At 61.3% G+C, this 20,405-nt stretch carries 14 protein-coding genes; 6 read left to right on the top strand and 8 right to left on the bottom strand.

The window, feature by feature from the left end:
• Positions 1-276: 276 nt before the first annotated feature.
• Positions 277-2,475 (top strand): TonB-dependent receptor, encoded by a 2,199-nt coding sequence (locus ACI3KQ_RS02170; RefSeq protein WP_404954518.1) that lies wholly within the window; start codon positions 277-279, stop codon positions 2,473-2,475.
• A gap of 293 nt (positions 2,476-2,768) precedes the next feature.
• Here ACI3KQ_RS02170 and ACI3KQ_RS02165 read toward each other — a convergent pair whose 3' ends face one another.
• Genes ACI3KQ_RS02165 through ACI3KQ_RS02155 form a run of 3 tightly spaced genes read right to left on the bottom strand, consistent with a single transcriptional unit; the run spans position 2,769 to position 4,917 of the window.
• Entirely contained in the window at positions 2,769-3,035 is a 267-nt protein-coding gene (locus ACI3KQ_RS02165; protein ID WP_404954349.1) for a hypothetical protein, read from the bottom strand.
• A complete protein-coding gene (locus ACI3KQ_RS02160) occupies positions 3,032-4,615 on the bottom strand; it encodes a PepSY-associated TM helix domain-containing protein (protein ID WP_404954347.1) in 1,584 nt (527 codons plus the stop codon). Before ACI3KQ_RS02160 ends, ACI3KQ_RS02165 begins: the two co-directional genes overlap by 4 nt.
• The gene (locus tag ACI3KQ_RS02155; protein WP_404954345.1) at positions 4,612-4,917 is read right to left on the bottom strand and encodes a hypothetical protein; all 306 of its coding nucleotides are present in this window, start codon (positions 4,915-4,917) and stop codon (positions 4,612-4,614) included. The genes ACI3KQ_RS02160 and ACI3KQ_RS02155 overlap by 4 nt, the downstream gene beginning before the upstream one ends.
• Before the next feature lie 131 nt (positions 4,918-5,048).
• Here ACI3KQ_RS02155 and ACI3KQ_RS02150 point away from each other — a divergent pair, with 131 nt between their 5' ends.
• On the top strand, positions 5,049-7,118 hold the full coding sequence (locus ACI3KQ_RS02150) for a TonB-dependent siderophore receptor (RefSeq protein ID WP_404954344.1): 2,070 nt from the start codon (positions 5,049-5,051) through the stop codon (positions 7,116-7,118).
• A 143-nt stretch (positions 7,119-7,261) separates the two neighbouring features.
• On the opposite strand, the gene ACI3KQ_RS02145 is transcribed toward ACI3KQ_RS02150, so the two are convergent.
• The 3 genes from ACI3KQ_RS02145 to ACI3KQ_RS02135 form a co-directional block, all read right to left on the bottom strand.
• Complete coding sequence (locus ACI3KQ_RS02145) at positions 7,262-8,374, bottom strand: tyrosine-protein phosphatase (RefSeq protein ID WP_404954342.1); 1,113 nt, start codon at positions 8,372-8,374, stop codon at positions 7,262-7,264.
• Between the two features lie 7 nt (positions 8,375-8,381).
• On the bottom strand, positions 8,382-9,158 hold the full coding sequence (locus ACI3KQ_RS02140) for an SDR family NAD(P)-dependent oxidoreductase (RefSeq protein WP_404954340.1): 777 nt from the start codon (positions 9,156-9,158) through the stop codon (positions 8,382-8,384).
• Between the two features lie 122 nt (positions 9,159-9,280).
• Positions 9,281-11,437 (bottom strand): TonB-dependent receptor, encoded by a 2,157-nt coding sequence (locus ACI3KQ_RS02135; protein ID WP_404954338.1) that lies wholly within the window; start codon positions 11,435-11,437, stop codon positions 9,281-9,283.
• A gap of 172 nt (positions 11,438-11,609) precedes the next feature.
• Here ACI3KQ_RS02135 and ACI3KQ_RS02130 point away from each other — a divergent pair, with 172 nt between their 5' ends.
• Positions 11,610-12,242 carry a TetR/AcrR family transcriptional regulator gene (locus tag ACI3KQ_RS02130; protein WP_404954336.1) on the top strand — a complete coding sequence of 211 codons (633 nt, stop codon included), beginning with the start codon at positions 11,610-11,612 and terminating at the stop codon, positions 12,240-12,242.
• A gap of 124 nt (positions 12,243-12,366) precedes the next feature.
• Positions 12,367-14,001 carry an FAD-binding protein gene (locus ACI3KQ_RS02125; protein WP_404954334.1) on the top strand — a complete coding sequence of 545 codons (1,635 nt, stop codon included), beginning with the start codon at positions 12,367-12,369 and terminating at the stop codon, positions 13,999-14,001.
• Between the two features lie 203 nt (positions 14,002-14,204).
• On the opposite strand, the gene ACI3KQ_RS02120 is transcribed toward ACI3KQ_RS02125, so the two are convergent.
• A complete protein-coding gene (locus ACI3KQ_RS02120; RefSeq protein WP_404954332.1) occupies positions 14,205-15,008 on the bottom strand; it encodes an SDR family NAD(P)-dependent oxidoreductase in 804 nt (267 codons plus the stop codon).
• A 154-nt stretch (positions 15,009-15,162) separates the two neighbouring features.
• Between ACI3KQ_RS02120 and ACI3KQ_RS02115 the strand changes: the two genes are divergently transcribed.
• On the top strand, positions 15,163-16,017 hold the full coding sequence (locus tag ACI3KQ_RS02115; RefSeq protein WP_404954330.1) for an SDR family NAD(P)-dependent oxidoreductase: 855 nt from the start codon (positions 15,163-15,165) through the stop codon (positions 16,015-16,017).
• 68 nt (positions 16,018-16,085) lie between these two features.
• Here the strand turns inward: ACI3KQ_RS02115 and ACI3KQ_RS02110 are convergent, their stop codons facing one another.
• Positions 16,086-18,947, bottom strand: coding sequence for a glycosyl hydrolase (locus ACI3KQ_RS02110; protein WP_404954328.1), 2,862 nt, complete (start codon positions 18,945-18,947; stop codon positions 16,086-16,088).
• Positions 18,948-19,106: 159 nt separating this feature from the next.
• Between ACI3KQ_RS02110 and ACI3KQ_RS02105 the strand changes: the two genes are divergently transcribed.
• Positions 19,107-20,390 carry a DUF2254 domain-containing protein gene (locus ACI3KQ_RS02105; RefSeq protein WP_404954326.1) on the top strand — a complete coding sequence of 428 codons (1,284 nt, stop codon included), beginning with the start codon at positions 19,107-19,109 and terminating at the stop codon, positions 20,388-20,390.
• Positions 20,391-20,405: the final 15 nt, after the last annotated feature.

Here is a 20,405-nt window from a genome sequence, read left to right as displayed (position 1 = left end):
GTTAATCCGATTCGAGCGACATTGTCAAACATTTAGCCGTTCTCCCCCGTCACCTGCAACCGTAGGAGAAGATCGAAAGCGGGATACCAACAATCACATATTGACAAAATTGGAATTAAATACAAACATGCATTCATATTAAATGCAGAAGAGTCGCGCAGCGTCCGGTGATTTTTGACCAATCAACAGAAAGGGAGACGGGGTATGTCACAGTTCAGAATCCGTTTAATCAGACATGGCGGGGCCAGTCTGGGAGTGCTTGCGGCCTTGACGGCAATGCCGGCCATCGCCGCGAGCCAGGATGCCAACGGGCCGTCGGCAGAATCTGCTCCGCCCCAGGGCATTCAGGAAATCGTGGTCACGGCCCAGCGGCGTGAGGAAAATCTGCAGAAGGTGCCAGTTTCGGTCACGGCGCTCTCCGGCGCTGATCTGGCGGCACGGGCCATCGTCGACAGCACGGACATCGCCAAGCTGGTGCCCGCGCTCAAATATAACGCCTACAGCCCGTCAACGACGGTCTACAATCTTCGCGGCGTTTCGCAGAACGACTATTCCGATCAACTGGAGCCGCCGGTCGCGGTCTATCAGGACGATTCCTATCTCAGCTCCATGGCGACCGCGGGCTTCCCATTGTTCGATATTGAACGGGTCGAAGTGCTGCGCGGCCCGCAGGGCACGCTGTTCGGTCGCAACGCCACGGGCGGCGCCATCCAGTTTATCTCGCGCAAGCCCACCAACAGCTTCTCGCTGGACGCATCGACCACCTGGTTCAGCGACGGCGGCTATTCGATCGAGGTCGGCGCTGGCGGGCCGGTCACCGACACCCTTGCGGTTCGTTTCGCGATAGATCGGGTCCAGCGGGACGGATTTGTCAAAAGCAACAATCCTGCCATCGGCGATGCCGGTGAAACCAATCAGTTCGCCGGTCGCGTCCAACTGCTCTGGAAGCCGACACCGGATCTGAAAATCCAGCTGCGCGCCATGCGATCGAAGGACGATAATTCGATCGCCGGCGGCACATACACCTACACGCCCGCCGTTCCGGCGGATCACGGTCGTGGCGTTGCGCAGGATCCAACTAACGATTTCTGGGGCACCGGTCCCGGCGTAGATCCGAATGGCTATGTAAAGCCCGCAAGCTACGGCCTGTATGAAAATAACAACAATGTTCCCTCGATATTCAATCGGACGATTCAGGCTTATACCGGACGGATCGACTGGTCCGTCGGAGATGTGACGATCATTTCCATCACCGACTATCAGCGGATGAGCAAATTCTATCAGGAAGATTGCGACGGTACGCCGCTTAATGGCTGCGTCTTCGCACCCCGGACGAAACTGCGCCAGTTTTCGCAGGAACTACGCGCCGAGGGTAACAGCGGCGACCTCCGCTGGGTCGCTGGCGTCAACTATATCGACATCGATGGCCACTACCAATCGCACGCCGAATATAATCTGATTGCCCTCGATTATTTCTCCACCGGCGATTCCGACTATCATATCCGCACCAAATCGCCGTCCATCTTCGCTCAGGGCACCTATGATTTGACCGACAAGCTGAAGTTCACGGTCGGCGCACGTTATACCCGCGACAAGAAGACGGACGATTATCGGCTTGACTTCACATCGGTCAGCGGCGGCGTGGTGGACAACCAGCTGGTTACGTTCAATCCCTCCACCAATCCCAGCGAAGCCCGCAAGCGCTACAATCTTTATTCCGGCAAAGTGCAGTTCGATTACTCGCCTTCGGAAAATTTCATGCTGTTCGCCGGTGTGACGCGCGGCACGAAGTCGGGCAATTTCTCGGCCCCGGTATCCGCGCCGGTGGTGGTCAGCCGCCTGCCGCACGGGCCGGAAGTATTGTGGGATTATGAAGCGGGCATCAAGTCCAAGTTCCTGGACAACCGCCTGCGGATCAACGCCTCGGCCTTCTATTATGACTACCAGAATTATCAGGCCTTTTCACTGATCGACCTGGTCCAGACGATCAGCAATCATGATGCCTGGGTATATGGCGGCGAACTGGAAATCACCGCGGTGCCGGTCGAGGGCCTCAACATCTCCGGCGGCGTTTCCTATCTGAAGAGCAAGGTCAAGGATATCGGTCTGCCGGACGGAACGACCACCGACAGCCGCTTGCCGCAGGCGCCGAGATGGTCGGGCAACGCCAGCATCAGTTACACGCTGCCGGTGGCAGGCGGCGATTTGACGGCGCGACTGGATGGCACATTCACGAGCGGCTTTTGCTTCAGCGTCGTCTGCGCCCCGGTCGAACGGGAAAAAGCCTATCAGACGCTGGACGGAAGCCTGAGCTACAAGTTCAGCGATTTCACCCTGACGGCGTTCGCCAAGAATATCACGGGTGAGAAATATCGCACCTACGCGCTCGATGTCTCCTCTTTGGGCTTCCTGGAAAGCATCTACACGCGTCCTCGCTATTATGGTGTGACGCTGTCTGTGAACTACGGCCGTTAAGGAAGAATGGGGAGCAGCTTTGCCGGCTCCCCATTGTTCACCCTTCAAAAAAGGCAGCGCAGCCGCACAGCGACCAGGGCTTACCGATGCTTCGGGCCAGAGCATCGTACGCAAAATTGGGCACCGTTTTGCGCTTAAAAACGATGCAATAACAAAAAACTAGAGCGCGCGACCTGCGTCCGATTGAACGCAGCGCGCTCTAAAGCATTTCTAAGCAGATGGCATCATCTGCTGACTCGGAAAATGTGGAAAATCAAAGGCAAATAGAGCATGTCCGATTCAGTATGATCGGATCATGCTCTAGGTCTGCTGAGCCACATGGTGCTGAACCAGCCAGTGACCGCGCAGGCCCCTAGCCAGACCAGGAACGCCGGTGCGTCGCCCGACCAGGCCAGCGCTATGCCCGGAAGCAATGCGACAAGAGTGAGGGCGCGGCGCTTGCGCACAGATGCGGTCTGTCCCCCCAGGCCGCCTGAGCGAACCCGCTTGGGATCGCCGACGCAAAGCGCAAGGATGCAGAACAGGGACAGGCCCGTGGCGATCAATGTCCAGGCGATCATGCGGTTGCCACGACCGGGGATGACGCCGCAGCAGTACCGACCGGACGGGCTTTGGCGCCCTGTCGGATCATGCAGATCCCTCCGACCAGAAAGGCAAGGTCAACAGCCGCGATGATTGGCTGGCCCGCTTCGATCACGCCAGGCCAGCCAGGCCCACCCATGAGCAATCGCAAGGCTGGAAGCGCCACCATGATTAGTCCTGTGGTCAGTTCGAGCAGGGGCGTGAGCATGGTGGATCGAAGCGAAAACCCGGCGACGATCACGACAGCCGACGCCATCAGGAAGGTCGCAGGCGTCCAATATGCGGCTGAACCCATCGGCATGGTCATGAAAAATGCAGCCGCCGCCGCGCACAGTGCGAGTGGCAGGCCGAATGCAACGATGGTCACGGTCCGGCTCAGCCATTCGAGCGATCGGACGCTTTCGTTACGCCGCGCCAGCCACAGCCGCATGCCGGTGATCGTGACGTAGCACATGGCAAAACCCAGCGCGAACCAGACCGCCTTTGACACCATGCCTGCGAAATTACCGAAATGCAGCGGCGCCATGATCGCCGCCAGCGTGCCGCCGGTGGACGGTTGCGTTCCGATCGACGGCTTGGTCTGGATGAATTGCGCCTTTGTTCCGTCATAGAGCAAGGTCGCAGGTTCGATGTCGCCCTCTCGCGCTGGATGGAAGCTCGTTACCTTTGCATCGGCGCGCCCGAAATTCTCGATCGAAACGAAGGTTGGAACTTGCCTGCTACGGGCGATGGCGTCGGCGGTAATCCGGTCGAGATTGCCGATGACCGCCGGGCGGGGGTCAGGGCGACCGGGATTGCCGAACACCGTGTCGTTGAGCGCCTGCACATCGCCGCCAAAGGCCGCCATCGCGACAAGTGGCACGCCGATCGTGCCAAAGAAGGAAAAGAAGCTGCCCGTGAACGCCAGGATGAACGCGAATGGCAGGCTCCATGAACCCGCGACGCTATGCCGGTCGCGATCCGCCAGAACGGGGTGGGCGTTCCGACGCAAGGTGAAAATGTCCTTGAGCAGATGCCGGTGGATCAGCAGGCCGGAAATGGCCGCGACCAGCATGGCGAGGCCGACGATCCCGGTCAGCAGCAAGCCCCAGGGATCAGGCACGTGAAGGCGCACATGGGTGTCGACCAGAAAATGGCTGAGCGCGTCGTCATTTCTGGGGCCAAATACTTCTTCGCCCGTCCCGAACTGCTTGTTGGCAATCTCACCCTTGTCGTTGAGCTGATAATAGACGCCGCGGCTGACGAATGTCCCGTCGGGATCGGTCTCGTGCCGGTGAAAGAAAGCGCCCAGATTATGATCGCCGATCTCGAACAGATCGACCCCCTCATAATATTTGGCGGGCGTCTGGGCGGCCAGGCGTCGGACGCTGTCGTCGATCGGCCGTTCGAATGCTGACCGGCTTTCGACATGGCCGGCGGACCATATCCCGATTTCCTCGGCGAAGACCGCGGCCATTCCGGTAAACACCACCGCATAGAGGAGCAGGCCCAGCACGATGCCCGCCCATCCATGGACAGCGACCATCAGCTTGGTCTGGTCCTTTTTCAAATGGATCATCGTCCACTCTCCGTTGCGGCGGGTTGAGTTTCCAGCAGCTTTTGCGCCATCAGCCCCCCATGAGCGAGAAACAGCGTGACAGCGACGACCGCCACGCGCGCGAGCCTGCGGTCAAGGCAGGCATGGAAGAACAGCGCCGCCCATATCAGCGGAATGAGGACCAGCGGCAACACCAGATTGTCGACCCCCGCAGCTCCACGCGGCAGCCAGAGCGGCATTCCACCCACGACGACGAGCGATACGATGATCCCGCCCGGCCCAGCCAGGAACACGCGAATCCCTTTACGCAACCCTTCAGACACGCCCTTCTCCGCCCGGCTTCCTGCACATGCGCCACCGTTAACGCCCAAACACGCACCGGGCAAGAACATTGCTATTGAGAATATCTTGCAATCCATGTATCGGCCCCGCGGATTGCACAAAGGGGATCAAGATGAAGAATTTCGCTCTGGCCAGCGTGGCTGGACTGTTGTCGATCCAGCCTGCCCTCGCCAATGACGGCGCCGCCGATTCGGCGCCGGCATCTGAATCCAGCGACGCCATCGTGGTCACCGCGTCCCAATATGCGGGCACGAAGACCGAAACCCCGCTGATCGAAACGCCCCAGCCGATCACGGTCATCACGTCCGACCAGTTCATCTCGCAGGGCGCGATCAGCATCAGCGACACGGTCAAATATGGCGCCAGTGTCCTTGCCAATCCCTACGGTCGCGACACGCGCGTGGACGGCTTCAACATTCGCGGCATCGACGCGCTGCAGTTCCGCGACGGGATGCGCGACATATTCAGCTATTATGCCAGCATCACGTCCGACCCTTATAATTTTTCCCGCGTGGAAATCGTGCGCGGCCCCGCATCCGTGCTCTACGGACAGGGTTCGATTGGCGGCCTCGTCAACCTCGTTTCAAAGACGCCTGAATTCAAAACGGGCGGCGAACTGAAGCTCGTCTATGGCAGCTTTGATCGCAAGGAAGCGATGGGCGACGTCAACATCGCGCTGGCGGACAATCTCGCGATCCGCGCCGTCGCCCGCGTCCGCGATGCCGACACCTTTGTCGACCATGTCCCCGATGACCGCGTCATGTTCGCGCCGTCGATCCGCTGGCAGCCCACGCCCGATACGGACATCGTGCTGACCGGCCTCTATCAGGAGGACGACACCGGTTCGACCTCCCAGTTCCTGCCGATCGTCGGCACGTTCCGGCCCAATACCGTCGCAGGCGAGCAGCTCGACCGTTACACTTTCGTCGGAAAGCCGGGCTGGGACCGCTATAATGGGCGGTCGCTTCAGGGTGGCGGTTCCATCACCCACGCCTTCTCGGACAATGTCAGGTTAAGCCTGAAGGCTCGCTATATCGACAGCGACCTTGAATATTTCACCCACTATGCCGACAGCTATTCGAATCCGCTCGACCCCTTTTCGGTCTATGGTACAGACGGACGCACCATCGGCCTGACCGCCGATGCCAGCGACGCGCGGATGAACGTCTTTTCCACCGACAATAATCTGCAGTTCAACTTCAACACCGGCGCGAATATCGAACATAAGTTGCTGGTCGGCATCGACTATAGCTGGAACAAGGTCGGTAAACGCTATGACGGCGGTTCGCAGTTGGTCGATCTCTACGACATCGACTATGACGCACTGCTGACCTACGATCCGACCGGCCCCTTCGCTTATGAATCGCAAAAGCAACTGGGCATCTACGTCCAGGACCAGATCCGCTTCTACGACCGCGTCTCGCTCGTGCTGGGCGCGCGGCGCGATCGTGTAACCGGCTCTTCGGGTCAAAAGGACAACGCAACCACGTTCCGCGCGGGCATCATCGGCGAAATCGGCGCGGGTTTCTCGCCCTTCTTCAGCTACACGGAAAGCTTCCTGCCGGTGGCGGGTAACATCCAGGGCCCCGGCGGCGTTCCCATCTCGCCTTATCGCCCGATGACCGGCACGCAATATGAGGTCGGCGTCAAATGGCAACCGACCCCCGGCACGCTGGTCACGGTCACCGGCTTCCACATCAAGGAACGCAACCGCGTCCTGTATCTGGCCGCCAATGCCACGACCCAGTCGGGCGAGCTGACGACCAAGGGCTTCGAGATCGAGGCAAGCCACACGCTGCCCGGCAATTTCGAACTGCTGGCCAACTATGGCTACAGCAAGCTCAAGTCGGAGGTGAACACCAACCTCGACTATATGCCGCGACACACCGCATCGATCTGGTCGACCAAGACCTTTGGCCTTCCCGACGCAGCCCAACTGCGCCTGGGCGGCGGCGTGGTCTATAATGGCAAGAGCGTATCGACCAGTTCGCTATGGTCAATCACCACCCCGTCCCGCACCACCGTGGACGCCCTGGCGGAAATCAGCTGGCAGAACTGGCGCTTTGCGATCAACGCCACCAACCTGCTCAACAACAAATTCTACGCATCCTGCCTGGCGCGTGGCGACTGTTTCATGGGCCCGCCCCGCAACGTGATGGGCACTGTCGGCTTCCGCTTCTGATCGGTCGCAGTTGGACTTGTCCCAAGGGGGAGTGGATAATGATCTGCTCCCCTTTCTGGCAGCCTATATTCTTTTGAGCATCGAAAAGAGCGCGCGACCTGCGTCCGATTAAACACAGCGCCCTAACCATCCCAACTGTGCATTCACTGCAGATAGGTCGAACGCAGCAGCCTTATATCCTCGCCGTTCAATCCCAATCCGCTCCGCACATAGGCGTCAAAGCTGCCATAGCGCCTCTCCACCTCGTCGAATGCCGCCTCCAGATAGCTGGCCCGGACCGTCATCACCGCTTCCAGATTGGCCGGATCGATGGGGCTGTTCGACTTCGCCAGCATCTCCAGCGCCCGGTCGTTTTTCGCCTTCAGAAACGCGTTGCTCGCCAGATAGTCCGCCATGACCGTTTCGCGCGGCACGCCCAGCAACATCAGGATCACCGCACTCGCCCATCCCGTCCGGTCCTTGCCCGCCGTGCAATGATACAGAATGGGCGCGCCGTTCATCTGGTCCAGCAGCGTGGCATAGGAACGGCGCGCGCTGCCCAGCGATACGAAATCCCGGTTCGCGGCCGTCAACATCTCCACGCCCCTACCCTCGGTGATGGCCGCAATCGCCTTGCGCATGTCACCGCCCAGCGACCCTTCGCTGTCCGCCGCGACGTCCAATATCAGGGGCTGGCTTCCCTTTGGCAGCCGATCCGGCTCACGCGCCCGTTCGCTCTCCGTCCGCAAATCGGCGACCAGCCGCAGCTTCAACTGCTCCAGCGCCTTCAGGTCCGCATCGCTCACCCGGTCCAGCTGGTCCGACCGGAACAGCAGGCCCATCTTGACCCATCGGCCATCGCTGGTCCGGTAACCGCCAATGTCGCGCAGATTGGCAATGCTGGACAAATGCAGCGCCCGGTCGGCAATGACCAGCGGCGCGCCGCGGTCGGGCGCCAGCGTGAAATAGGGCCGCGTGCCCGGCGCGATGTTGCGAACCGTGACGCTGCCCGCCCCGCCGCCCTGCGCCAGAGGCTTGCCGGTCAACACCGGAATTGGCGATCCTGCGGCATGGACGGCAACATGCTCCACCCCGGTTGCCTGCCACGCGATCTGATAATCCTCGCTCTCTCCAACCCTGGTCGCGCTGGCCGTCAGAAACGGACTGACCGCGCTGCCGCTGCGCGCAACAGGCGTGGCGCACCCCGCCAACCCCGTAAGCGAAACGGCCAGGGCAGCCGCGACAAATTGACGGCGTTCGATAAGAATTGCAGTCATATGTCGGCTACCCCCGTTGAGACGATATGTTGCCGCCGTCGACGACAATTTCGGACGCGGTGATATAGCTTGCCTCGTCCGACAAAAGAAAGCGCACAACCCGCGCCACTTCATCCGCTTCACCCAGACGATTTAACAGGATGCGCTTTTCGAAATAGCCCTGCGGCAGTGCGTCCACCGTCGGGCGCAGCATTGGCGTCATGATCTGGCCGGGCGAAACCGAATTGATGCGAATGCCGTCCATGGCCAGCCGGTCGGCCAACGACCGCACCAGCGACAATATCCCGCCCTTGGCGGCGCTGTAGATCGGGTTGGCGGCATTGCCCAATGTCGCATTGATCGACGCAATCGCCACGATTGCGGATTCGGGCCGCGCGGCCAGATCAGCGCGGATCGCCTGAACGATGAACGCCAGTGATCGCAGATGGATCGCAATGCCGCTGTCCCAGCTGTTCGCCGTCATGCCGTCCAGCGACCCCGTGTCCACGATCCCGGCGGCATGAACCAAGCCGCCTGGCGCGCCGATGGCGTCCCGCGTCGCCGCCAGCGCCGTTTCGATGGCGCCAATTTCACGCAGGTCGACGGCAATGCTGGTCGCTGCCGTCCTATGCGCATCGGAAATGGCGCGACATGCGTCGACGGCCATGTCGCCATTGATGTCCCACAGGGCCACGGGACGTCCAACGGCAGCCAGCGCCTGCGCGCAGGCAAGGCCGATGCCAGACGCACCGCCCGTAATGATGACGGGTGACGAAGGGGAGGCAAAAGCAGGGACAAGCGACATGCGCGAAACTTCCTTTATCGGGGCGACGGGCCGTATGTGTCGGAAAGCCCGTTGAAACGAAGCCGCTGATCTGCCGTCCACCCTTACGCGGCGGAACGCGGATCAGCGTGACCGCTCCATCCTTAAAATTCGACGTTCAGGTCGATGCCATAGGTGCGTGGTTCGCCGAACAATGCGCCCGGACGACCGACATTGAACTGCATGATATAATAATTCTTGTCCGTCAGGTTGCGCCCCCACAGGCTCGCTCGCACACCGTCAAGGCCGGGAATGTCGCCCAGCGTCAGCCGCGCGTTCAACAGGCCATAGTCACCGATGATATATTTGCCGCTGCTGATCGTGCTGCTGGTATATTTGTCGCTCTGCGCCGTATAATTGACGTTGGCGCTCATCTGGCCAATCGGCAATCTGGGCAGGTCATAGGTCAGGTCCAGCGCAATCGTATGTTTCGGGGCATTGGTGAAACGGTAATTGTCGGCGACATTCGCTCCGGTAGCCCCGGTGATTTCATCATATTCGGCTAGCAGATAGCCATAGTTGACCGACATGCGCAGGTTACGCACCGGCACCATCGTCAGGTCGACCTCGATCCCCTTGACCGTCGCCTTGCCTGCATTCAGCACGTCGGTCAGGCGGATGTTGGTCGGGTCCGATTGAACATTGACCTGAATGTCCGAATATTTGGAAATGAATCCCGCCGCGTTGAAACGCAGCCTGTTGTCCAGCCACTGGCTCTTGATGCCCGCTTCATAGGACCATAGCGTCTCTGGCCCGAAACCTTCGTTGAACCGCGCGATGGAACTGGCGCGGACATTGAATCCGCCGCTCTTGTAGCCTTTCACCGCCTTGGCATAGATGTTCACGTCCCGCGACACGTCAAAGGCGACGATGAAGCTGGGGCTGAAATCCTTGAACGTCTCGCTGCCGTCGCCAAAGCCCGGCACCGTGGTGATCGGGCCGCCATTGACCTGTGTCTGGCGCGCCAGCGTCGCCTCCCGCTTGTCCCAGCTTTGCCGGACGCCGACCGTCAGGTGCAGCCGCCGGTCCAGCCATTGCGGCGTATAGGTCGCCTGGCCGAACAGCGCATAGGACCGGTTGTCGATGGTCGCCGTGGTAAAGCTGCGCGTCAGCGACGACGGGCTGTAGCTGTTGCTGAAATTGCTGCCGCTTTCGGAAAAATAATAGGCGCCCGCCACATATTGCAGGCCGCCGTCCAGCGCGTCGCCGATCAGCTGCACTTCCTGGCTCCACTGGTCCTGCTTCGCGCGGCTGCTATTCTTTTGCAGCGGGTCGGGACCCAGCGCGCCGGTCAGATAATCCTGGTTCTGGAAATTATCCAGTTTGCGATAGCCGGTGATCGACCGCACCGTCAGTGCGTCGCTCGCCGCCCATTCCGCCGTCAGGCTGTGCCCGTCCGCGGTGATGTCGTTTGGCGCCACATCGCGCACCAGCGGGCTGCCCGCTTCCGGCCGGTCGGCCACCAGCGGATGCAGCGGCGAAACCGCGACATAGGTGGGCGTGTCGCCAATCTCCGTGCGATCATAGCTGTAGCGCAGGCTGAACCGGTCGGACGGCTGCCAAAGCACGTCGGCGCGCATCGCTTGTCGGTCCTCGTCGCCCCAACGGTCAATTCCGGTGCCGGGGTTGCGGATGAAGCCGTCCTGCCGCTGCTTCACATAGGACAGCCGGGCCGCGATGGTGTCGCCCAGCGGAATGTTGACCGCCGCCTTGAAGCGCCGGTTGTCATAATTGCCGATCGTCACCTGACCTTTGAATCCGAAGTCGCCAAGGTCGGGTTTGCGGGTGATGAAGTTGATCGCGCCGCCGGTCGCGTTGCGGCCATAGAGCGTGCCCTGCGGGCCGCGCAGCACTTCGATCCGCTCCAGATCGGCAACCTCCATCGCCAGCCCTTGGCTGCGTGCGACATAGACGCCGTCCATATAGACCGCGACGCCGCCATCCTGGGTGATCTGGTCGTCCGCCAGTCCAACGCCGCGCATGAATATCTGCGTCGTGGCGGCATTGTTGGGAAATGGCGTCAGCTGCAGGTTGGGCACCTGCGCGCGCAGGTCGGTCAGTCCGCTTATGCCCTTATTCTCCAGGTCGCGGGCGCTAAACGCCGCTATCGAAATGGGCGTGTCCTGCAACGATTCCTCGCGCTTCTGCGCGGTGACGACAATCTCCTCGATCGCGCCATCCTGCGCCAGCGCCGGCGCCGGCGCGGCAGTCGAACTCATCAGCAAGGCGGCAATGGAACGGGCAAACAGGTGATTCGGCATATATCCTCCCCGGAAAAACATCAGCCTGGCGGGCGATTTGGCGCGCTTCTCCCCAGGCAGTTGCAAATCTACCTACTAGTCCGTAGGTAATGACGCAACTCTTTTCCATCCGCTGGATCATTCATGCAATCGACATTGCCTCCCCCCTCCTCCACCGCATAAGAACATGATGATGACCGTAACCAGACCGACCATCCGCCAGCCCCGCGGCGACGCCACCCGCATCCAGATTCTCGACGCCGCCGAACGCATCTTCGCCGACATCGGCTACGCCGCCGCCCGCCTCGATCACGTGGCGGAAGCAGTGGGAATCCGCCGCCCATCGATCCTCTATTATTTCCCTGGCAAGCAGCAGCTTTATGATGAAGTCGAAGCCGACATCTTCGCCTCCATGCACAGCTTCGTGCTCAACCGGACAGACGGCGTCACGGACCCGATGGAACGGTTGCTCGCCCTGCTCGACGCCTGGCTCGATTTCCTGGTAAGCCGCCCCACCGCTGCGCGGATCATCCAACGCCTCATCGCGGACTCCGCCGCCTACGGTAACAACCCAGTACGCTTCTCAGAATCCGCGCTCCAGGACCTGGAGGATGTCGTGGCTACCGGCGTTGCAAGCGGTCAGTTTCAGCCGGTCTCTGCGATGGTTCTGCTCAACACCGTCGCAGGCGGCGCTCTGCATTATGTCTGCAACGCCCATCAACTCGGCCCAACTCGCTCATACGATCCAGCGGCTCCCGCCCAGCTTACAGAATTCCGCTCAATGATGCACCGGCTGGCAAAGGCAGCGGTCGCGCCGCCGGGCTGATGGCGCGCCAGCCCCGACTACACTTGCCTCCACGAATGCCTTTGCGATAGTGGCTTCCGAATAGCGATCGCCACTGAGCGATTATCTCCCGTATATCCGTAAAAAAGGGCAAGGCGTTTCAGTGATGGTGAAGGCTGATTTTATTGTCATAGGGACAGGCGCTGGCGGCCTGGTAGGCGCAATCTCCGCCAAGCTGAACGGCCTCAACCCGCTGATCATCGAGAAAACCGCACATTGGGGCGGGACGAGCGCACTGTCTGGCGGCGGGGTCTGGATTCCCAACAACCACCTAATGCAGCGCGACGGGGTAGAAGATAGTTTCGACGCCGCCCTTGCCTATATGGAAGCCACCATCGGCGATGTCGGCCCGGCCAGCAGCAGCGAACGCAAGGCGGCCTATCTGAATGTCGGCCCGGAAATGGTAAAGGCTCTTGAGGCGCTGGGCCTGGGCTGGCGCCGTGCCCCCCGATATCCCGACTATCATCAGGACCAGCCCGGCGCGCGGGTAGGCCGCACGCTGGAAGGCGTGAGTTTCGACGGAAAGAAGCTGGGCAACTGGCTCAAGACCATGCGCAAGTCGGACCTCCCTTCGATGGTGATGAGCACCGATGACGCGCCCCAAATTCCAACCATGCTCCGGTCGCTCAAGTCATTTTGGGCCGCGATGCGCATGATGGGGCGGACGCTGGCGTGGCGCGCGCGCGGACGCGAGCCGCTGTCCATGGGAACCACGCTGGTGGCGCAGTTGATGGCCATCGCCCAACGGCTGGAAATCCCTGTCCTGCTGGACACCCCGCTCAAGTCCTTGATTCAGGAGGACGGCAAGGTGGTGGGCGTCGTAACCGGCCATGGTGAGACCGAACAACGGATCATGGCGCCACGCGGCGTGCTGCTGGCTACAGGCGGGTTCGCCAAGAACAGCGGTTACCGAAAGCTGTTTCAGGAAGTTGATGGTGAATGGAGCCCGGCAAGCCCAGGCGATACCGGCGACGGCCAGCGGATTGGCGCGGAAATTGGGGCTGAACTCGCCCTGATGGATGCCGCCACCTGGTATCCTGTATCAATCCTGCCGGATGGCACCATCAATGTCGGCATTTGGGAACGCACCTTGCCTGGGTCAATCATCGTGGACGCTTCCGGGCAGCGATATACGAACGAAGCGGCATCCTATGTCAATGCGGGCCGTGCAATGCTGGATCGCGACAAGACCGTGAGCGCAGTTCCCAGCTGGCTCATTTTCGACAATCGCTATCGCAGCCGTTATTTCTTTGGATCAACTCCTCCTGGCGTGAATGGCGAATTTCTGAAAAGCGGTTTCTTCATCAATGCGCCCACGCTCCATCAACTCGCCGATAAGTGCGGGATCAATGCGGACGGGCTGGAGCGAACGGTCCAACGGGTAAACAGCATGGCGATAAGCGGCGTCGATGAAGATTTCGGCCGTGGCGACAATGTCTACGATCAATATTATGGAGATCCTGGGAATCGGCCAAATCCATCCTTTGGTCCCATCGACAAAGCTCCCTTCTATGCCACGCGCTTTTATCCGGGTGACCTCAGCACCAAGGGAGGATTGATGGCGGATGAGCATGCCCGGGTCCTTCGCAAGGACGGCAGCGTCGTCGAAGGGCTTTATGCTGCGGGCAACTGCGCCGCTCCCGTCATGGGCAGAACCTATCCCGGCGCAGGCGCAACGCTTGGCCCGGCCATGGTATTTGCATGGATCGCCGGCCAACATGGTGCGTCTAGCGCTGGGTGAACCCTTCCGCCCGGATCGCTGTATGCTCACGCGCCGCCCGACGACCCTGCTATCGTAACCCGCCTTCGCTAAAATCCTTCGCGCTACAACAGGCGGCGATGGGCGTGGCATCAGCATGGATCAGCTTATGCATGCGTTGCGCAAGCAAACGGGGGCACCCACCTTTAGTGAGCGCGTTCCCCCGAAACTATCGCGATCCAGCTTTAGCTGTCAGGACCCAGATCTGGCACCCATCCCGCGCCGTTGATGTGCGCGCCCCCATCGACGAACAATGTACTACCTGTAAGGTAGCGCGCGTCTTCGCTGGCCAGGAATAATGCAACGCCCCCGATATCTGCCTCTGGATCACCCATGCGGCCCATCGGATTGCCTGCGGTGGTAGCGGCTGCGATCTCTGGTTCGGCCTTCTGGAATTCCCGGTATCCGGCGGATACGGCGGCGGGGCAGATGATGTTGGCACAGATGCCGTAGCCCGCCCATTCCCGCGCGGCACTGCGGGTGTAAGCGCGAAGCGCTTCCTTGCCGACATTATATTCGGCGGTCCCCATATGCGCATTGACGCCATTGAGCGACCCGATGTTGATGATGCGGCCCCAATGTCGGCTGCGCATGTGCGGGAAAGCTGCCTCCATCGACCATTTCGCGGCGTAAAGGCACATGTTCATGCAGGATTCGAATTGCGCGTCGGACAGCGTTTCGATGCGCTGCACTCCTCCGCCGCTAAACGCATTGTTGACCAGCACATCGACAGAACCGAAGCGATCTACACAGGCCTGAACGGCACCGACCACATCGTCCCGCACCGTAACATCACATTTACGGAAATCAGCTTCCACACCGAGACCGCGCAATTCCTCCACAACCTGCACGCCCTTATCGGCATTGAAGTCAGCCACCAGGATAGACCCGCCCTCCTGGGCAAATCGCAACGCGATGCCCCGGCCAATTCCGTCCGCCGCTCCGGTAATTAGCGCCGCACGCCCGGCAAGCCTATTTCCCACGCTCATACGTCGATCTCCTGCATCTGTGATGTCGCTCCCGAGCAAGGTCGAGTAACGGATGGCGATTGTCAACAATCTGCGAATATGATGTATCGTTCAGCGCGATGCCCTCGGGCGAGTGTCGAGCAAGGCCCGACAGAGGCAGAAGGACCATGATTTGATGACAGGTGAGAATGAAGTTCAACGCCCGGTGGCGCTAGTCACCGGGGCGACGCGCGGAATCGGCCGGGCAATAGCGATCGCCCTTGGCCGCGCCGGTTTTGCAGTCGCGGTGACCGGGCGCACCATGGCGGAAGGCACGGGGCGCATGGACAGCATGGGTAGCACGCCCGTTCCGGGCAGCGTCGCATCGACCGTGGCAGCGATAGAAGCGGCGGGCGGCCAGGCGATGGGTGCCCGGATCGACCTTCTCGATCGCGAATCCATCGATTCAGGCGTCGCGGCGGTGCTCGACCGCTGGGGTAGGATCGACGTGCTGGTGAACAACGGCATCTATCAGGGGCCGGTCATCCTGCAACCGGTAATGGAAGCCGCGTTGGAGGACGCCGAACGCGCAATCACAGGCAATTTCATCAACCAGTTTTACCTTAGCCGCATCGTGCTGAAGACTATGATCGCGCAGGGATCAGGGCGGATGATCTTCATGACCACATTGTCGTCGGCAGAACCCGCCGCCAAAGCTGCCGGGGTCGGGTTGTTCTACCTTGCGCCCAAGGCAGCGTTTAATCGCATCCCGGACCACATTAATTTTGAACATGGCAAGGACGGGATCAGCGCCTTTTTGATCGAGCCGCGCTTTACGATGACGGACACATTGCGTGCTGCGATGGGCGACGATGCAGATTCGATCGGAAAGGGTGAAGCTGCGCGTGATCCTGAGGAAACTGCACAGACCGTAGTTTGGTTGGCGAGCGATGTGGATGCGCCGAAATATGCGGGGCCGGAAATGATCAATGCGCCGGATTTCCTTTCGGAACGAGGAATTTTGGCGCGGGAATGCATGAAGGAAGCATAGGTTTGTAGCGGTTTTCAGATAATGGGTCGGCAGTCGTTCGTTTCGCTGCCGATCCGATTATTGCTGGCTTATTTCCGTGCCTCCAGCCGGACCGGGCCTACCCAACCGGCGGGGACGGGTTGGAGTTTTTTGTACACCGCGTCGTTGGGATTGATCATCCCGTTTTGCAGCACATTGGCGACGACCACGGTCAGGGCGTTGGCGCCCGGCTTGAGAGCCGGGGTCAGGTCGACCCGGAAGGGCGCGGCGATGACCGGTTGCAGGGTGCGGCCATTGACCGTCACGGTCGCGATGTCGTGCACTTGACCGAGGTCGAGCGTGACCCTGGTCCCGGCGGCCAGCCAGCCCGGATCGACGGTGAAGGATCGGCTATAGCTTGCCTGACCCGCGAAACCGGCCAGTTCGGGGACTTCGCGCCAGTCCTTGAGCGACACTGAACCAAAGTCGCGGGTAAAGGGCTTGCGCATGACATGCCCCTTGACCGACAGCGACCAGCCGGAGATGGGCAGGTCCGCCGAAGCGATGAGGGCGGGCTCGGCAACCGTCCGGGGCTGCGTTTTCGGATCGAGGACAAGGAGCGCGCTTTCCCCCGCCGCCAGCGTCAGCGGCACGCGGGTCGCCCCATCAACCGCACCCGCAGATTGCGCCGATATGCTGCCGTCCATCGCGTCCCAGCGCGTCACGCCGCCAATGCCCGGCAGCGATATGTTGACGTTCCGGGCGGCGTCGGCGCGGTTGTGAAGGAAGGTCGCGGTGCGTCCGTCGACCCGCCGTTGCACAAAGACCAGGTCGCTGGCGTCGCCGCCAAAACTGAGGTTCGCGGGCACGGAGGCTGCGCGGAGCGCCGCTGAAACTTCGCCCGCTGGCACGACCTTTGCCCCGGCCTTGAGAGCGGCGGCGACAGCCTTGCGGACGCGGGCGTCCCGCGCCTTTGCGTCCGCCAGCCCTTCGTCACGGCTGGGCGCGCGGTCGGTGAAGATGACCGGCAGGCCGGATTTCGCCATGGCGGCAATCGCCTCCGCCGTGTCGGCGCGAATGCCATCGACAGGCGGCAGGACGAGCGCGCCGTAGCGTTGGCCGCCCCTGGACAAGAGCTGCCGCCCCTTCACTTTCGCCTGCGCGATGGAGTCGGGATTGATGCGGTCGAAGTCATAGCCGCTGGCAAGGAACGCCTTTTCCGCCGCCTGCTTGCCAGCGCCATCATCTTCTATGCCGACATAATAGCCGTAACGACCGTAGAAATAGGCGACGGGCACCACAGCCTCACCCGCCTGCAATACGGACTGGAGACGGCCGATATAGGCGGCCAGCGTCTTCATGCCGGGCCAGACCGGATTGGTTTCATTGATCGGCCCGCTGAACCCCAGGGCGAAGGGGCTGGGCTGGAAGGCGTGCCAGCCGGGCCAGTCTTCGGCATGGAAACGGTAGTTCATGCCGTGCATGATGATGCTGTTGACGCCGCCCGACAGGATGGTGTCCGCGCGGCGGCGCATTTCGCCGGGCGTCACGTCATAGGGCCGGTCTTTCCACGCGAAACTTTCGGCCGATATGATGGGCCGCCCGTAAAGATGAGCGGCGGAACGGGCGAAGCGCATGAACAGGGGATCGCCGCCATGGGGCAGATCCTCCGTTTCTGGAATATCGGCCAGGCCATAGCCGCGGATGATGTCGAACGCGCCGCCATGCGCCTGAAACTTTGCCTTCAACCCATGGGCATGGTTCCATGCCACGAAAGGTTCGATGAACCCGGCGAACATCATGTCGGACACGGTGCGGCGATAATCGGCGCGCACCCGTTCCGCCAGGTCGCTGGCCGATGTGTCGAAATAGGGGGGCGAATAATGTTCGTCCCACGCCTGCATCCAGCCGGGCTGCACGACGAAGGGGAGATAGGGGGTCAGGTCATATCCCCTGCGCTTGCGGAATTCGTCGAGAAGTTGCGGACCCCATTGGATGTCCTGCATCAGTTCCAGGCTGTCGACGAAGGTCGATCGCAGCCCGGTCGGGTTCCTGCCCAAAGGCGCGCCGACGCGCGCGGCGTGCGCGGCGAAGGCGGTCGGGTCCATATGATCCAGGATCAGTTGCGGCCCCTGCCCCGCCGCGCCCAGCACGCCGACATCGGCGGCATATTGGCGAAAGACGAAGACCTGCCAGTCGCCCGGCGGCGGCGTCCAGTCGAGCGTGCCGTCGTCGTTCAGCCGGTCGGTCAGCACAATGCGGCTGGCCGGGTCCAATGTGCCCGAAGTCAGCACGTCGCTCCACGGAGAGATCGTCAGGCCCATGGCGCCAGGGCGCTTCACAAGATCGGGCGCGCTGCCCTTCATCGCGACGACGGCAACCGTCCGGGCGCGGGCATCAAGCCGCTTGCCCCAGTCGGCGACCTTTGGGTCCTTGACGCGCGCGTCGAGGAAGTTGAGCGCACCCAGCCGCCGCGTCCGTTTTGGCAATGTCACCTTGATGGGGCCGGATTGACCGCCCTTCACCTCGGTACGGGCCATGCTGAGTTCGGTGAACGCCTTTTCCGGGGGAATGGCAAAGCCGCCGCCCGACGGCCAGGAGGACCCAAGCGTATAGTCCAGCGTCAGGCCCGCCGCCTTTGCCGCTTCCCCCGCTATACGCAAATGGGCGAAGAAACTGGGTTCGCCATAATTGTTTACGGCGACCTTTTCTTCCGGGGTCAAGGTCACGAAACCGGGGGTGAACGACGCCACTTCCGCGCCGCCAAAGCCATTGTCCGCCATCAGCCGGACTTCCCGCGTCAATTCCGCGTCGGTGACGGCGTCGCCCGGCCACCACCAGCGCAGACGGGGCCGCGCCTCGACAGCCGGGGTCTTGAACCCGTCTTCAAGGGTCTGCGTCCAGCCTGTCATGACTGTCGTGGCGAACATCGCCGTTGCGGCGAGCAAACCGCCCATTGCCCTGCTGTTCAAAATGTCGCCTCCAAATTGATCGGTTGCGTTCAATAAAACATAAGGCGCCAGTGAACGCCAGAGCAGGCTGAACAATCATTGCGCGTAGGAAACCAACCGCAGGAACATTGCGGATCGTTACGGCTTGATATCGCAACCGCCAGAATGGGGAGCAAGCGTGTGAATCGATGGCAATGGGCAATCGCGCTGCTCACGCGCCGAATGTGGTTTCGGGCATCGCTTTTTTGCCTGTTCGCCGTGGCGCTGGCACTGGCAGGCGCGCTGATCGGAGAGGCGATTTCCTACGATTTCGCAACGAAGATCGGCGCGACGGCGGTGGACAATATTCTGAACGTGCTGGCCACCAGCATGTTGGCGGTCACGACATTTTCCCTGACGGCAATGGTGTCCGCCTATGCCGGGGCGACCAGCAACATCACCCCGCGCGCCGTGCAACTGCTGGTCGATGATGTGACGGCGCAAAATGCGCTCGCGACCTTTCTTGGCAGCTTCCTGTTCGCGATCGTGGGGATCATCGCACTGTCGACCGGAATTTACGGCGAAACCGGCCGCGTCATCCTGTATGCGGGGACGGTTCTGGTGATCGTGGTGATCGTCATCACATTTCTGCGATGGATTGAGCATATCACCCGATTTGGCCGGGTCGGCGATACCATCGACCGAGTGGAAAGGGCCGCGACCGCCGCAGCAGGCGCGATGGGGCAAGGGTTATGTTTTGGACCGCGCCCGGCAGAGCCTGTCCCCGATGGCGCGACCCTGATCCGCCATTCCAAAATCGGTCGCGTGACCCATGTCGATACCGACGCCATCGCCAAAGTGGCTGACGAAACTGGCGCGCCTGTCATGCTGACCGCCCTGCCCGGCAATGTGATCGAGCCGTGGCGTCCGCTGGCCTGGACCGCGGCCACGCTGGATGACAAGTTGGAGGAGTGCATAAGGGAGGCATTCACCATTTCGCACAATCGGGCCTATGATCATGATCCCCGGTTTGGCCTGGTCGTGCTGTCCGAAATCGGATCGCGGGCGCTGTCCCCGGCGGTGAACGATGGCGGGACTGCCATCGCCGTATTGGAAGCGGGCACCCGCGTCCTGGCCGCGATGCTTCGCCTGGAGGCTGAGCCCAAGGAGGAAGGGGAGAAGGAGAAGCAAACGGGCGTGCGCGTCCCGCCATTCGCATTTTCAGACCTGCTGGAAGACCTGTTCCACCCCATCGCGCGTGATGGCGCGGGGTCGGTCGAAGTCGGCATCCGTCTGCAAAAGTCACTCGCGGCGCTGCAGGTGATTGCGCCCGAAGCGCGATCCGACTGCCGGGACGCAGCGCGCGATGCCCTGGAGCGGGCCTGCGCGGCATTGACCAGCGAAAAGGATCGGGAACGGGTGAAGCGCGTCCACTATCGATTCTGGCACGGCGGCCTGGACGCGGGAAGTTCGCGTCCAGGCTGAGCGATCCCCTTCCCC

The organism is Sphingobium sp. ZW T5_29, from assembly GCF_044987515.1.
Lineage (GTDB): Bacteria > Pseudomonadota > Alphaproteobacteria > Sphingomonadales > Sphingomonadaceae > Sphingobium.
Note: the sequence above shows the minus strand (reverse complement) of the source record. Positions and strands in the feature narration are given on the sequence as shown.